This is a genomic window from Catellatospora sp. NPDC049133 (genome assembly GCF_040648455.1).
GTDB lineage: Bacteria > Actinomycetota > Actinomycetes > Mycobacteriales > Micromonosporaceae > Catellatospora > Catellatospora aurea.
Map to the genome: position 1 here is coordinate 289,293 of NZ_JBEZDT010000006.1, position 14,621 is coordinate 303,913.

The following is a 14,621-nucleotide window of genomic DNA, read 5'->3' on the forward strand; positions in this document are numbered from 1 at the left end:
GGCACGGCCCCGCCCGGCCGCGCCGCCGACGGGCTCACGATGCGGGGATGACCGCGCCGTCGTAGGTGGACTCGATGAACTTCTTGATCTCCGGCGAGGCCAGCACCTGGGCCAGCCGCTGGATGCGCGGGTCGTTCTCGTGGCCCTGCTTGACCACCAGCAGGTTCGCGTACGGGTTGTCCTTCGCGGCCTCCAGCGCCAGCGCGTCGGTGGCCGGCTGGAGTCCGGCCTGCAGTGCGAAGTTGCCGTTGATCACGGCGAGGTCCACGTCGTCGAGCGAGCGCGGCAGCTGAGCCGCCTCCAGCGCGGTGATCTTCAACTGCTTCGGGTTGGCGGCGATGTCGCGCTCGGTGGCCTTGACCCCCGCGCCCTCCTTCAGCGTGATCAGACCCTGCCCGGCCAGCAGCGCGAGCGCCCGGCCGCCGTTGGTGGCGTCGGCGGGGATCGCCACATCGGCGCCCTGCGGCAGGTCCGCGATGGACTTCACCTTCTTGGAGTACGCCCCCAGCGGCTCGATGTGCACCGGCACGACCGCGACCAGGTGCACAGGGTTGCTGGCGGCGAAGTCGTCGAGGTAGGCCTGGTGCTGGAAGTAATTGGCGTCCAGCTCGCCGCTCTCGGTAGCCAGGTTCGGTTGTACGTAGTCGTCGAACTCCTTGACCTGCAGTTTCAGGTCGGGGACGAGTCTGGCGGCCTCGGCGAGAATCTGGGCGTGCGGGGCCGAGCTGGCGCCGACGACCAGGGCGTCGGCGGGCTTGTCGGCGGCCGGGGTGCCGCACGCGGCGAGGGCGAGTCCGGCGAGCAGGGCGAGGGGTGCGGCTACGAGGGCGCGGCGGTTCATGAGTGTTCTCCTTGGATGTGCTCCGCCGGACCGTGATGGAATCGGCGGGAGTCGCGGTGGGCGGGTCAACGACGTTGGCCTATGTCACCGAAGGTCGATTTGATAGGCCATCATCGATGTGAGTGGTTAGCGGCGGTCGAGGCGGCGGGCCAGGCGGTCGCCGGTGAGCTGGACGAGTTGGACCAGGGCCACGAGCACAGCGACGGTGGCGAGCATGACGTCGGTCTCGAAGCGCTGGTAGCCGTAGCGGATGGCGAGGTAGCCGAGCCCGCCGCCACCGATCACGCCGGCCATGGCCGAGTAGCCGACGAGCGCGACCGCGGTCACGGTCAGCCCGCGGACCAGCGCCGGCAGCGCCTCCGGGAGCAGCACCCGGGCGACGATCTGCGCCCGCGTCGCGCCGAACGCGTGCCCGGCCTCGGTCAGCCCGGGGTCGACGTCGCGCAGCGCGCCCTCGACGAGCCGGGCGAAGAACGGGATCGCGCCGACGGTCAGCGGCACCACCGCGGCGGCCGTGCCGATCGAGGTGCCCAGCAGGGCGCGGGTGAGCGGAATGACCGCGATCATCAAGATGACGAACGGCACCGACCGCCCGACGTTCACGATCGCGCCGAGCACCGGGCGCAGCGGCGCCGGGCCGTAGCCGAGCAGCACGCCCAGCGGCAGCCCGGCGAGCACGGTGAACAGCGCGGCCAGGCCGACCATGTGGAGGGTCTCGCCGGTGGCCGGCAGCAGCAGCTCGATCATCAGCGCACCGCCTGGGCCAAGGCCGACAGGGCGGATTCCGGCTGCCCGAGCAGCTGCGCGACCGGTCCGGACTCGACCAGGCGGCCCGCTTCGAGCACCCCGGCCCGGTCGCAGATCCGCTGGACGACACCCAGGTCGTGCGTGATCAGCAGGATGGTCAGCCCGAGCCGCCGGTTGAGGTCGCGCAGCAACTGCAGGATCTCGACCGTGGTGTACGGGTCGAGCGCGCTGGTCGCCTCGTCGCACAGCAGCACCGCCGGGTCCGTGGCCAGCGCCCGCGCGATGGCGACCCGCTGGCGCTGCCCGCCGGACAGCCGAGCCGGGTGCTCGCCCGCCCGGTCGGCGAGGCCCACCAGGTCGAGCAGCTCGCGGACCCGGTCGGCCCGTGCGGCGCGGGGCATCCCGGCCAGTTCCAGCGGCAGCGCCACGTTGCCGGCGACGGTACGCGCGGACAGCAGGTGGAACTGCTGGAAGATCATGCCGATGCGGCGGCGCGCGGCGCGCAGCTCCCGCGGGGCGAGCGCGGTCAGCTCCTGCCCGGCCACCCGCACGGTGCCGCTGTCGGGGCGTTCGAGCAGGTTGACGGCGCGCAGCAGGGTGCTCTTGCCCGCTCCGCTGCGGCCGACGACGCCGTACACCTCGCCGGGGGCGACGTGCAGGTCGACGCCGTCGAGCGCGGTCACGCCGCCGGGATAGATTTTTCGCAAACGGTGCAATTCGATCATCGCTGGGTACGGCTCTTCCCGGGAACTGATTACTCAGGGTGAGATGCGGCCGTGACGGGACGGCCGGAAGGAACCGCGGGCTGACGCCGGACAGGCGTGGACGCGGTGGGCGAGCGGAGACTCACGGGGCAGGTGCGGTCGCGACGGCGACGGCCGCGTAGGTGCTCGCTTCGGGGCGCGAGCGGACGATGGCCCTCGTCAGCGACACATTCGACACGTACGACGCGGGGCGCCGGCGGCCATCAGGGCCGGGCGCGCGAAGAACCGCGAAGACGTGGACATGTCGCAGAGCCTAGGACGGCGGCCACGTCGAGCGCTACCCAGCGTGACGTAGGCAACCGCAGCCTGGCATGGCCCGGCTTGTCAGGCGGTCCTGTCGATCAGCGCGGCGAGCGGCCGGGGCAAGGCATCCCGGCTCATCGCCGCCTCGGTGAGCAGGCGTGCGTACCGCAGGTTGCGGCGCGAGCCGGCGCGCAGGAACCGCCACATCTGCCGCTCGGTGTCCTGGCCGCGCCAGGCCGGCTGGCTCTGCAGCGAGCGGAACGACCCCAGATCGCCCTGCGAGTCGAACAGCGCCTCGACCCGCGTCGGGCCCACGGCGCGGATCAGCTCCTGTTCGAGATCGTCGACGCAGACCTCGAACCCGAGGGCTGCCAGGTCGGCGCGGGTACGCGGCGAACCGACCCGCGTGGTGACCAGTGCACGCCGGAAGATCTCCTCCTCGCGTACGTCGCACAGGCCCGACAGCCGCACCTGGGTGATCAGTGGGCCCAACTCGGTCAGGAACCGGCCGATCGCGTGCGCCCCGCCGATCGGCACGATGACGACCCGCTCCGCTTCGAGATCACGGTCCCGACCGGCCGCCGCCGTCTCCAGCGCGATCTGGTCGCTGAGTCCCTCGACGAGGACCAGAGCCGCCGCGCCGTCGATCTTCGCCTGAGCGCCGGCCAGCGCCCGGGTCGTGGCGTCAGGTCCGCTGTCGTATCCGTCGAGCGCCCTGCGGGCCAATTCACGGCGTTGGGCGAGATCCATGGTGGGCTCCGTCGAGTCGTGAGGGTCGGGCGGGTCGGCATCCCCTCTTGGCGATAGGCGAGTCTCGGCCGGCGGGTCAACGCCATCGTCGTCGAGGCGCATGACAGCGACAACCGAATAAGCGGCGGTCTCCGGCGCCCATCGATGCGTGCCTGGAGTCACGAAATGCGGCATCATGCGGGCCATGCATCAACCCGGACAGGCATGGTCACTTCTCGCGGCGCAGGCGATCGGAGTGGACGTGGGCTATCCGGGCTGGCTGAGAGTGCGCCTCGTGGACGCGGCGGGCACCTCGTGGTCCTTCGTGGACCGGGCGACGAACCTCGTCGGCGGAGCCGACCCGGTTCCGGCATCGTTCCCCGCGCCCGCGCATCTACGGTGCCGGGTCCACCGCGTCGAATGCGACGATCAGGGCCGGGAGTTGCTGGTCGTCACGATCTCGGTGGAGAGCGTGGACACCCTGCGGCGGGGAGACGAGTTCCGGGTACTGCCGGAACAGGTCACCTCACCGGGGACGCAGTGGCGATCGGGCACGGTGGGATACGAAGCGGGTGCGCTCGACGCCATCGAACCCGCGGCGCGACTCGTGCTCTCACAGCACGACCTGCCGCGCGCGGTCATCACCATCTTCACCGCCGATCCCGTCCCCGCGCAGTTGGTGGACCCGTCCGGGGCGCGCCTGGTTCGGATCGGGCGCACAAGGGAGGAGGATCTGGTCTGTCTCGCCCTCGACGATTTGTCGATCTGTGCGGTCGACGCAGGCTCACACGAGGTGCTATCCACGATCAACACGAGCCTGTCGGCCTTCATCGCCTGTCTCGGCGTGTGTGAGAACGGATACCCGTTCGCGCTGCACGGAGGGGACTACGACGACGACGATGTGTACGGAGATCCCGAGAGCCTCGCGGCCGAAACCGTGCGCAAGGCGTTCGAGGAACTGGACCCGACAGCGTTCGACTCGTCTGGCTTCTGGGTCGGGTTCCTCAGTGACGTTCGCAGCGGCGACCACTGCGACTGATCGCCGGACGGTGAAAAAACTCCTCGGGGCACCGATGAGTCTGCGCCGCTCGACCCGTCAGATCAGGTGTAGACCCATCCGCGAGACCTGAGGAGATCACCATGAGCACCACCGAGCAGACCGGCGACGCGACGGGCACCGGCCGGTACGCCGAGGTGAACGGCATCAACCTCTACTACGAGACGCACGGCTCCGGGCGGCCGATGATCCTGCTGCACGGCGGGCTCGGCTCGGGGGAGATGTTCGGGCCGATCCTGCCCGCGCTCGCCGACCACCACCAGGTCATCGCCGTCGACCTGCAGGGCCACGGCCGCACCGCGGACATCGACCGCCCGCTCGAGGTGCCGCTGATGGCCGACGACATCGCCGCGCTCATCGACCACCTCGGGCTCGACCGCCCGGACGTCGTCGGCTTCTCCCTCGGCGGCGGCGTCGCCCTGCTGACCGCGATCCGGCACCCCGGCAAGGTCGGCCGCGTGGTCTCCGCCTCGGCGAACATCCGCCGCAGCGCGATCTACCCCGAGATGCTCGGGCAGCAGGGCCAGGTGAACGCGGCCGCAGCCGAGTTCATGAAGGACACCCCGATGTACGAGCTGTACCAGCGCGTCGCGCCGCGCCCGCAGGACTTCCCGCGGCTGCTCGACAAGATCGGGGAGGCGATGCAGAAGGACTTCGACTACACCGACGAGGTACGCGGCCTGCAGGTGCCGACGCTGATCGTCGCCGCCGACGCCGACATGGCCCCGCCGAGCCACTTCGTCGAGATCTTCAGCCTGCTCGACGGCGGGCAGCGCGACGGCGGCTGGATGGGCGACGGCCGGCCCAAGGGCGGCCACGCGCTGGCGATCCTGCCCGGCCTGACCCACTACAACATTGTCGACTCGCCCCTGTTCGCGTCGGCCGCCCTCGCATTCCTCGACCAGCAGGATTGAACCGCGGCAATTCCGGCTGACATCCGGTCGGCGAGCCCGCGGCGTCCGAGCTTAGCCGCGGGCTCGCCGACCGGCCGGTCCTCAGGGGCTCTCAGTCGTTGGTGCCGCCGGTGCGGAATCGAACCTCGCGGGTCACCGTCGCCCGGGGGCACCGCCGCTGCCATTCGGCGCGGATCTCTTCGGCTGCCTCGGCGGACGTGGAACTGCGAGCCCGGCTGCGGTACCCGCCGCGCCTGCCGCTCAACTCCAGCAACAGCACAGCGTCGCTCGTGCGGGGGTCGTTCGGGTAATCGGGGTCGTAGGCAGGATACGTGCAGATCAGCTCGACGCGGGCGACGTCGTCGAGAACGACCTGCACCACACGGCGGGTGACCATGCGGATGTCGAGCGTCGGAACAGGACCCTCGGACAGCCGGATCTCGAGGAACCTCGTGCGGTCCCAGACCAGGTAGGCGGCACCGATCACCACGACCAGCGCGGCGCAGCCGGCGACGAGATAGCCGAGCATGGGCTCGCCGCACACCACCGCCAGCACGCCCACGGCTCCGATCGCGATGGTGATCGCGGCTCGCCGGGTCCAGAGAAGCCAGTTCCGGCCCTGGTCGGTGGCTTGCCACAGCAGCCCGTCGGTGATCGTCATGTGTCAATGATGGCGAATCCGGGTGGCGTCAGCCAGACGCGAGTCCCATCGGTGTGGATCGTGGCAGGCGTGGTTCAGGTCTGGCGTCCGCGCCCGAGCGTCCGACCGGCGTAGTCGAATGACGGGTACCGTCCTCCCGACCCCGCGAGGCTCGCCTCGATGCGGCTTCCGGATCCGTCATGAGTCGGCGGAACCCCGCGATCGACGAATCCGGTGGCAGGATGAACCGATGAGCGCCAAGGGATCGCCATGAGGATGTCGCCACTGGTGTTCAGGCTGCTTCATCGCATCCGCGGGGTTTACTGGCGGGTTGCCAAGCCGACCACGTACGGCGTGAAGGTGCTGATCGTTCATGCCGCCGACGCCGAGCGGGTGCTCCTCGTCCGGCACAGCTACGGCGACCGGTCGCTGTGGAGTCTGCCTGGTGGCGGATACCGACCGGCCCGGGAGACCCCGGACCAGGCGGCCCGGCGTGAGTGCGTTGAGGAGTTGGGCGTCGAGCTGGATCCGTTGGCCCTCGTCCTGGCGGAACACCTGACCGCCAACGAGGGCAGGCAGGGCCATCTCAAGATTGTCCGCCTGTACGCGAGCTCGGACGGCATGAGCCCGAACGGCGAGATTCTTGAAGCCCGGTGGACAACCCTCGATCTCACGGACCTACCGCCTGACCCACCGGTCTCCAAATGGGTGCATTCTGCGTTGAAAGCACACGCACAAGCCCGGCATGGCGGCGGCATGTAGCGTCCGATGCGAGGCGGTTCGGCCTGCCGGTTCGGTACCTCCGTACCGTTGATCAAGGGTTGTAAGCTCGTTTACAGTCCCCCGCGTGAACGGGATCATGAGCGTCCACTCGGGCATCGTCGGCGTGAGCGTGCGCGAGTACAAGAACTTGCGCGACGTGTGGCTGGCGTGGGGCCAAGGGCTCGCCATCTTCGGTGCCAACGGCTCGGGCAAGACGAACCTGCTGGAATGCCTGGCCCTCCTGCTCGGCACGGTCGAGAGCGTGTCGCTCGCGCGTCCGCGGCTGCACGCACCGGCGGCGGGCGCCCTGGCCGTGATGGTGCGCGCCCTTGCGTCCGACCTGCCCGCCAACCCCGGCAACGATGTTCTGTGGGCCGAGCACCCCGAGTTGGCGGAGGTCGTCCAGAACGTCGGGGACGCACAGCCCGCGTTGGTCCGCTGGGCCGGCGACGGACGGTGGTGGCGTTCACTGGGCGTCACCGAAGGCGAGTCCTTCCACGAGGGCATCAGCCAGGCCGGTTTGCCGGATCAGCTGACGGCACTCCTCATCGACCTGTCCGCAACGCCGGTGATCATGTATGGCCTGGAGGGTATCGACCTCGACACCGACGTGGATACCAATGTCCGCAGGGTGCCCCGACGGGTCCCCCGCCGGTTCAGCCGCACCCTGATGGTCGAGGAGGTGCCCGAGTCGGTTGCGGCGCTGGCCGACACCCTGCCGGACGTTTTCGCGCCGCTGCGTCGGGCACTCGCGGAGCCGGACGGCCGCATCGGCGGATGGATGCCGCTGATGGAGCTCCCGCCCACCGATCACGCCCCGGCTGAGCTGCAGTGGCTGCCCCGACCGAGAACCGACAGCGAGATCGACGAAGATGTGAACCAGGCCTTCGGGATCGCCTTCGAGCCGACGGTCGGTCTGCTGGATGTCATGGAGCGGCGGCTGCCCGTCGCCACCGCTCCCGGTGCGCTGGACTGTTACTGGTGGCTGCACGGAGTCGGGCGGCAGAATGCGATGGCCGAGCTGAACGCCACCGCGCCGGGGGTCGCGGTCGTGCCCGTCCATCCCGAAGGCACTCGCATGACGGAGCTCAAGGACCTGGCCAACTTCCGCATCGAGGTTGCCGGCGCCGGAGCGGTCGGCCGGGTGGGGATGGGCGAAGGCCCCGTCCTCGACCAGCTCTCCGCAGGTCAGCGACGGTGGGCCGATGAGGCGTTGGCGGCGATGGCACTGCAGTACGACTCCCTCGTGCTGCGGACGAGTCTGTGGGCCCTCGTCGTCGACATGCTCGACGAGGACGCGCTCATGGACGCCGCCCTGTCTGCCGCGAAGGTCTTCGAGACCGAGGTCGCGAAGAAGGGCTTCTGGACCAGCAAGGCCATCGACGCGACCCTCCAGGCCCTGGACCCGTGGCAGGCCGCGCTGACCCTGACCAGGCGGCAGCCCCAGGTCTCGCCGACGGGGGAACACACGCGGGAGGACGTGGAGGCGATCGAGGCACACGTCCGGTTGGCGTTCCTGCTCCACGAAGCCCGGCCCCGCCGTATCGTGCGGGTCTTCGACGAGCCGGAGGCCCATCTGCATCCGGCAGCTCAGCGCGCCGCGGCCGCGGCTCTGCAGACCCTGAACGACCAGGGTGCCGACGTCGTGATCGCATCACACAGCCCGGTCTTCCTGGATCTGCCCGGCTGGACGCGGGTGCACGTGTCAGCTGTGAACGGCCGCGCGCGCGTGGAGACCATCGGGTCGCGCGCCGTCACGGCACAGAGCGCCCTCGCCAAACAGCTCGGCGTGAACCGTGGTGAGCTGCTCGCGGGTATCAGCGGCCTGCTCTTCGTCGAAGGCGACCACGACCGGCTGGTACTGGAGCGCCTCTACGGTGACGAGCTGAAGGCCGCCGGTCTCGCGGTGATCCGGATGTTCGGCACCGACAACCTGCTGGCCGTCGCGGAACTCGACTTCCTGGACCGGTACGTCGATGTGCCGGTCTTCGTCCTGGTCGACAACGCGAAGGTGCAGCGGGTGCACACCGGGCGGATGGAGACCGACGAGGAGCGGAAGCTCCTGGCCCTTTCGAGGAACTCCCGCCAGCGCGGACGCAAGCACCGAGCCGTCGGCCTGGACCGTCCGGACATCACCGCGTATCTCAACGAGACGGCTGTCCGGGCGGTGTATCCGGGCTTCGCCGGGTGGCGCACGGTGCTGGACTCCTTCCGCAAGCGAAAGTCACGTCCGAAGTTCAAGGTGTGGTTGAAGGAGAACTTCGGGGTGGAACTCGGTTCGAAGAACGCGATCGACGAGGTCCTTCGGGTCATGGTCCGCGACGGTCTGCCGCCCGCCGGCGATCTCGGGCACAAGGTGAAGGGCGTTATCGCCGACGCCATGGGTGCGAGCGCTGTTCGACCCTGACGGCTGCCAGGAAGCGAGGTCGGCAACGAACGCCACGAGCCGGTAGAGCTGCCCAAACGTCAGCGCACATTTGTCGTTCCCGAAAATATGTGCATATGCTCGTAATGTGCGGGCCGGAAGTTCCGGACCATGCCCGGCGGCCCGCTCGAGATCAAGTGTGACGGGGACAAACGAAAGGTCAACCATGATCAAGATTAATGTTCGTCGACTGACCGCGGCCGCCGGGCTGGCCGTCGGCCTGCTCGCCGTGGGCTCGCTGGCCTCGGTTGCCGCCTTCGCCGGCGACGACGCGCCCGACACGCGGCATGACACGGAGATCTTGCAACTGGTCGCCAAGCAGACCCAGGCCGAAACCATCGACCATGGCAAGAAGGGGCTCAGCCTCGGTGACGAACGCACCGTCTTCGAGGACGTGTACCGCGACGGCAAGAAGATCGGCGACCACAGCGTCGTCTGCACGTACGTCCACCTCGCCCCAGACGCCCTGCAGTGCGTGGGCACCTTCTCCCTGCCGGACGGGCAGATCAACGCTCAGGCGCTGCTGCACCTGCCTGCGGGTCCCTCGATCGACATCCCGATCAACGGCGGCAGCGGCGCCTACGGCACCGCCCACGGCTACGTCCACACGGTTCCCGCCGGCGAAACGGAAAGGCATCTCACCTTCCATGTCACCCGTTGAGCGCCGGCTTCGACGTCTGGTTCTGCTGATCGCGCCAGGGGAGAAACGGCATATTTGACGCTTACCAGCTATTTGATGCCGTTACGAGCGAATCGAGGTTAAGGTCGACTTCAGGTCTCGGAGGGTGGATCTGTGCGGCACAAACGCTGGTTCGTGCGGCTCCGCGCGCGAAACGGTGGGGCGGGTCTGTGGTGGGGCCTCGTCGTGGTGCTGCTGATCGGGCTGGTCGTGGCGGCCGTCCGCGAACTCTCCCGTCGCGACCAGCCGTCGCATCTGCCGGTCGTCGACGACTGGCTCAGCGCGGGGCTCATCCTGGTATCGAGCGTGATGTGCGCCTGGGGTGCGCGTCGCAGGCCTGCCGGACCGGCCCGAGCGGCGTGGTGGTGCTTCGCGGCGGCGCTGCTGTTGTTCGCGCTCGCCGTCATCACCGAGCGTGTCCTGTACACCGTCAGCGATGACGTGCCCTCCCCGAACCCCACCGACCTGCTCTACCTGAGCACGTATCCGCTGTTCATGGCGGGCCTCGTGTTCATGGTCCGGGCCCGGGTGTCGGACGTTCCCTGGCACCGGTGGCTCGACGGCTTCGTCCTCGTCCTCATTGTGGTGACCCCGGGGGTGCTGCTGCTCATCGGGCCCGTGGTGGACAACGCGCCGATCGACCCGCTGGGCAAGATCGTCACCGTCGCCTACCCCCTCGGCGACGTGCTGCTGCTCGGCGCGCTGCTCGGCACCCTGCCGCTGATGTCCTGGCGGCTGGTCGGCAGCTGGCCGTGGGTGGGCGCGGGGCTGGTCTGCCTGACCGTCGCCGACGCCGCCTACAGCCTCAACGCGGCCGACGTCATGGCCCACAACGCACCCTACGACTTCCTCTGGAGCGCGGGCGCACTCGCGTTCGGGGTCGGGGCCACCCAGCTGCCGTCGACGGCCCGACCGTCGCGGGAGATCACCGGCTGGCCCGCGATCGCGTTGCCACTGGGGGCTTCGCTGTTCGCCGTGGCCACCCAGATCTACGGCTACTTCCGGCCGCTTCCCGACGGCGAACGGCTGCTGACCATCGCCGTCCTCGTCATCGGCATCGCCCAGATCATCGTGTCCCGACCCCGCCCCGGACCGGAACAGGATGCGACGGGACCCCGACCAGGCGGTTGAAGCCGAGGCGGCGTGGGGCGGCGACCGTCGGGTCCCGGTTCGGTCGTGACGGGCGTCGGTTCCCTCGTCCGCGCTGCGGTTCAGCTGCTCGGCGGAGGGGGAGCGACCTGGGCGACGAGGAACCTCGGGGCCATCTCGCAGTAGCTGTCGGTGACCAGTTCGGCGATCTCGGTCCAGTCGGTGTGGTCACCGAGGACGACGGCGGCGACGTTGGCGCCCCATGGGGCGCGGAAGAACGGGAAGCCGCGGGTGGTCAGGCTGAGCAGGTCGTCGACGGGCGCTCGAAACGTCATCACGGTCGGCGCCTCGCCGGCGATCAGCTGCTCGGCGTAGACCGGGAAACGTTCCGGGTCCGGCGTGTAGACGTGGGCGATCGTCCGCGTGCGGATCCGCCAGCGGACGCCGATCCAGGCCGGTTCCTCGTACGCGTCGGGCAACCGTTGGCAGATCGGTCGTAGCCGGTCCAGCATCTCCGGTGGCACATCTCCAGGGCCGGACATGGGCCGACAGTAACGGTTGCCAGTGACATTCCCGCGCCGGCCCGCCCCAGGCAGCAAGGACGGCACGGCGTCGGGGCCGGTAACAACCCGAAGGGCCGGGTGCGTGGGCGCAGCCGGCCCTTCGGTCATGTCTGCAGGTAGGCGGAGGCCGCAGGAGGTCTACTCGATGAAGACCTTGACGGAGTCGGCGAGCCCGTCGTTTCGGTTGACGGCGACGAAGAATTCGCTGCCCACGTGGGTGATGTCTTCGATCTCATCGGTCAGGTCGTTCCCCGGAACGCCGATGTCGCTCTCCACGTCGCCGCCGGACCAGTTGTACTGGTACACCCAGTTCCACCCCGTTGCCGGCGTCGAAGTGTTGATTGACTTGGTGTTCCAGATGTAATTCTCGGAGCAGTCGATGCCCTGGTCGGAACGATTGTCGTGACTGGTCAGGTTGCTCTTCACCAGCGTCCAGCCACTGGTGAGCGCGCCGGAGCCGGGATGGGTCCACAGGCTGCCCAACCGCCGGGCAGCGTATTTGCCCGCTCCGCCGGCTGCCGTCGCGCTGTAGCAGAGGCCGCTGATGTTGCCGATCGGCAGACGTACTTCCGCGGTGGTGCCGATGGTTCCGTCGGCGTTCAGGCGCACGATCGTCACCTTGTCGCTCAAGAACGCGGACTGGCTTCCCTGCGTGGCGATCAAGGCAGGGCCTTGGCCGAGATAGTTCGCGTTGTAGGCGAGATCGTTACCGTGGCCGAGGGTGGGTATGGAGGTCGGCGCACCTGCGCAGGTCCAGCTGGCACCGTCCCAGGTCGAGCCGTCACGCAACCACCTGGACAGGACCGGTTCCGCGCCGGCTGCCTTGGTGAAGACGATGTAGAGCTGGCCTCCTGGCCCCGCCACCATGCCCTGCAGCACCGTGCGACCTGCCTTGCAAGCACTGCTGTTCGGGATGTTCAGCCGCTCTGCCCCGCTCCTGTCCGTAGCGGCGTGGGCAGTTGCGGTCGGCGCCATCGCGATGGCGGTCGAGAGTGCGAGCGCGGACGCGACGCTTACCAGCTTTCTCACAACAGGTCTCCTTTAGGGATAAGGAGAGCGAAGCATATCCATCAGTGCGAACCCACGCCTCCGGCGTGTTCACGATGAGCACGTGATATTCCGCTGCCGGGCCCGCAACCGTAGTCGGTCGTCGGCGAGGTCAGCTGGGAAGCCGTACGGTCCCGCGGTCGGCGACCGCGCCCAGCCATGCCGCGGCCTGGTGCGGGTCAGGGCTGGTGAGGCCGTAGAGGTCGGTGACGGCGCGGGCGGCGGCGACCCAGTCCCCGTCGCGCAGCGCGGTGCAGGCGCGGGCGGCCGCGTAGTCCCACCAGGCCTGACGGTCGGCGGGGGCCTGGGGCCAACCGGTTTCGAACCGGGTCAGCCGCCGGTACGCCGCGTCGCATGCGCTGCGCAGCCACGCCTGTTCGGCCGCAGACACCAGCGCACCGGCGGCGGCGATGGCCAGCGGCCGCCGCCACGACGTGGGTAGCAGCTCCTCGTCGATCGAGCGCAGCGCCCGGACCACGACGTCGCGCCTGGTGTCGTCGTCAGCCTCGTCGAGGTGCCGGGCGGCCCAGCCGAGCCGGGCGAACACGTCGGCGTCGGGGAACGGCACCCACGAGTCGAGTTCGCTGAACGCGTGGGCGAGGTCGGCGTGGGCTCCGGCGGCGCCGAGCGCGACGGCCTGCCGTACGCCGATGGTGTGCCCGCGGGTCAGCAGCCCGGCGGCGGGGGTCAGCTGGACCCGCTGGTGCGGGGCCGACCGGGGATGGAATCCCTGGTCTGGGCCCCAGCACCAGCGGTCGGGCCGCGCGGCATGGGGGATCAGCCGGCCGAGCGGGCCCGTCGACGACACCGGCGGACAGCGGTGGGCAACACATTCACTGGTCAGCTGGTTCGTCGATCCGGTCATGGGGTCACCTCTATCGGGACGGGGCGGAGGCGAAGGGGATCTTCGGTAGTTCACGGGCCGGGTCACCGGCCGGGTGGGTCCACAGGCCGCGGTCGCGCAGGATCGGCAGTACGCCCTCGCCGAACCAGTACGCCTCTTCGACGTGCGGGTGTCCGGAGAGGATGAATTCGCTGATGCCGAGGTCGGCGTACTCGGCGATGCGGTCGGCGATCTCGGTGTGGCTGCCGACCAGGGCGGTGCCCGCGCCGCCGCGGACCAGGCCGACGCCTGCCCACAGGTTCGGGGCGATCTGCAGGTCGTCGCGCTTGCCGCCGTGCAGGGCGAGCATGCGCTTCTGACCTTCGGATTCGCTGCGGGCCAGGCCGGCCTGCACCGCGGCGATGTCGTCGTCGCTGATGCCGTCGAGCAGTTTGCGGGCCTGGGCCCAGGCTTCGTCGGCGGTGTCGCGGGCGATGACGTGCAGCCGGATGCCGTAGCGCAGCTCGCGGCCTTCGTCGGCGGCGAGCTTGCGGATCCAGTCGAGCTTGCCGGCGACCTGGGCGGGCGGTTCGCCCCAGGTGAGGTAGACGTCGGCGTGCTTGGCGGCGACGGGGCCGGCGGCCTTGGAGGAGCCGCCGAAGTAGACGGGCGGCACCGGGTCGGGGAGCCGGGGCAAGGTCGCGCCTTCGATGCGGTGGTGCTCGCCGGTGAAGTCGACGCTGCCGCCGCGCCACAGGGATCGTGCGACGTGCAGGAACTCGTCGGCGCGGGCGTACCGGGCGTCCTTGTCGAGCCAGTCGCCGTAGGCGCGCTGCTCGTGGCTCTCGCCGCCGACGACGACGTTGAGCAGGAGCCTGCCGTCGGAGTGGCGCTGGAAGGTGGCGGCCATCTGCGCGGCGAGGGTCGGCGACAGCAGGCCGGGGCGGAACGCGACGAGGAACTTCAGGCGTTCGGTGACCTCGGTGAGCATGGCGGTGGTCAGCCAGGCGTCCTCGCACCAGCCGCCGGTCGGGGTGAGCGCGCCGACGAAGCCCAGCTGCTCGGCGGTGCGGGCGATCTGGCCGAGGTAGGCCAGGGTCGCCGGGCGTGCGCCGCCGGCCACGCCTGCGGGCAGGCCGTGGCCGCCGCCGACGATGAACCGGCTGTCGCCGTAGGTGGGCAGGAACCAGTGGAAGGTGAGGCTCATGTGCGGTCTCCGTGCTGTTCGGGTGGGTCGCGGTCCGGGGGCGTGGCGCCGTCGTCGCCGAACTCGCGGCGTCGCGGCCCCCGGACCGGCGTCGGCCGCCGGCTGCCCGGCC

15 protein-coding genes are annotated in these 14,621 nt (G+C 69.8%); 6 read left to right on the plus strand and 9 right to left on the minus strand.

Features of this window, described 5'->3' with window-relative positions; all coding sequences use genetic code 11:
- Positions 1-34: 34 nt before the first annotated feature.
- The 4 genes from AB0B35_RS09345 to AB0B35_RS09360 form a co-directional block, all read right to left on the minus strand.
- Complete coding sequence (locus AB0B35_RS09345) at positions 35-841, minus strand: MetQ/NlpA family ABC transporter substrate-binding protein (protein ID WP_361042811.1); 807 nt, start codon at positions 839-841, stop codon at positions 35-37.
- Positions 842-967: 126 nt separating this feature from the next.
- The gene (locus AB0B35_RS09350; RefSeq protein WP_361042814.1) at positions 968-1,588 is read right to left on the minus strand and encodes a methionine ABC transporter permease; all 621 of its coding nucleotides are present in this window, start codon (positions 1,586-1,588) and stop codon (positions 968-970) included.
- The gene (locus AB0B35_RS09355) at positions 1,588-2,271 is read right to left on the minus strand and encodes a methionine ABC transporter ATP-binding protein (RefSeq protein ID WP_361042816.1); all 684 of its coding nucleotides are present in this window, start codon (positions 2,269-2,271) and stop codon (positions 1,588-1,590) included. The genes AB0B35_RS09350 and AB0B35_RS09355 overlap by 1 nt, the downstream gene beginning before the upstream one ends.
- A gap of 405 nt (positions 2,272-2,676) precedes the next feature.
- Positions 2,677-3,345, minus strand: a complete 669-nt coding sequence (locus tag AB0B35_RS09360; RefSeq protein WP_361042819.1) for a TOPRIM nucleotidyl transferase/hydrolase domain-containing protein — start codon at positions 3,343-3,345, stop codon at positions 2,677-2,679.
- Positions 3,346-3,529: 184 nt separating this feature from the next.
- Here AB0B35_RS09360 and AB0B35_RS09365 point away from each other — a divergent pair, with 184 nt between their 5' ends.
- Positions 3,530-4,363, plus strand: a complete 834-nt coding sequence (locus AB0B35_RS09365) for an SUKH-4 family immunity protein (RefSeq protein ID WP_361042822.1) — start codon at positions 3,530-3,532, stop codon at positions 4,361-4,363.
- 101 nt (positions 4,364-4,464) lie between these two features.
- Entirely contained in the window at positions 4,465-5,295 is an 831-nt protein-coding gene (locus tag AB0B35_RS09370; protein WP_361042824.1) for an alpha/beta hydrolase, read from the plus strand.
- Between the two features lie 91 nt (positions 5,296-5,386).
- On the opposite strand, the gene AB0B35_RS09375 is transcribed toward AB0B35_RS09370, so the two are convergent.
- Entirely contained in the window at positions 5,387-5,935 is a 549-nt protein-coding gene (locus AB0B35_RS09375; protein ID WP_361042826.1) for a hypothetical protein, read from the minus strand.
- A gap of 255 nt (positions 5,936-6,190) precedes the next feature.
- Here AB0B35_RS09375 and AB0B35_RS09380 point away from each other — a divergent pair, with 255 nt between their 5' ends.
- The 4 genes from AB0B35_RS09380 to AB0B35_RS09395 all read left to right on the plus strand — a co-directional run bounded on the left by AB0B35_RS09380 (position 6,191) and on the right by AB0B35_RS09395 (position 10,911).
- A complete protein-coding gene (locus AB0B35_RS09380; RefSeq protein WP_361042828.1) occupies positions 6,191-6,676 on the plus strand; it encodes an NUDIX domain-containing protein in 486 nt (161 codons plus the stop codon).
- A gap of 85 nt (positions 6,677-6,761) precedes the next feature.
- Complete coding sequence (locus AB0B35_RS09385) at positions 6,762-9,083, plus strand: AAA family ATPase (RefSeq protein WP_361042831.1); 2,322 nt, start codon at positions 6,762-6,764, stop codon at positions 9,081-9,083.
- A 184-nt stretch (positions 9,084-9,267) separates the two neighbouring features.
- Entirely contained in the window at positions 9,268-9,762 is a 495-nt protein-coding gene (locus tag AB0B35_RS09390) for a hypothetical protein (RefSeq protein ID WP_361042833.1), read from the plus strand.
- 132 nt (positions 9,763-9,894) lie between these two features.
- Positions 9,895-10,911, plus strand: a complete 1,017-nt coding sequence (locus AB0B35_RS09395) for a hypothetical protein (protein WP_361042835.1) — start codon at positions 9,895-9,897, stop codon at positions 10,909-10,911.
- Between the two features lie 80 nt (positions 10,912-10,991).
- On the opposite strand, the gene AB0B35_RS09400 is transcribed toward AB0B35_RS09395, so the two are convergent.
- The 4 genes from AB0B35_RS09400 to AB0B35_RS09415 all read right to left on the minus strand — a co-directional run bounded on the left by AB0B35_RS09400 (position 10,992) and on the right by AB0B35_RS09415 (position 14,509).
- Positions 10,992-11,411 carry an MmcQ/YjbR family DNA-binding protein gene (locus AB0B35_RS09400; RefSeq protein WP_361042838.1) on the minus strand — a complete coding sequence of 140 codons (420 nt, stop codon included), beginning with the start codon at positions 11,409-11,411 and terminating at the stop codon, positions 10,992-10,994.
- A gap of 159 nt (positions 11,412-11,570) precedes the next feature.
- Complete coding sequence (locus tag AB0B35_RS09405) at positions 11,571-12,461, minus strand: hypothetical protein (protein WP_361042840.1); 891 nt, start codon at positions 12,459-12,461, stop codon at positions 11,571-11,573.
- Positions 12,462-12,591: 130 nt separating this feature from the next.
- Positions 12,592-13,344 carry a hypothetical protein gene (locus AB0B35_RS09410; RefSeq protein WP_361042843.1) on the minus strand — a complete coding sequence of 251 codons (753 nt, stop codon included), beginning with the start codon at positions 13,342-13,344 and terminating at the stop codon, positions 12,592-12,594.
- 10 nt (positions 13,345-13,354) lie between these two features.
- Positions 13,355-14,509, minus strand: coding sequence for an LLM class flavin-dependent oxidoreductase (locus tag AB0B35_RS09415; RefSeq protein ID WP_361042846.1), 1,155 nt, complete (start codon positions 14,507-14,509; stop codon positions 13,355-13,357).
- Between the last annotated feature and the right edge of the window lie 112 nt (positions 14,510-14,621).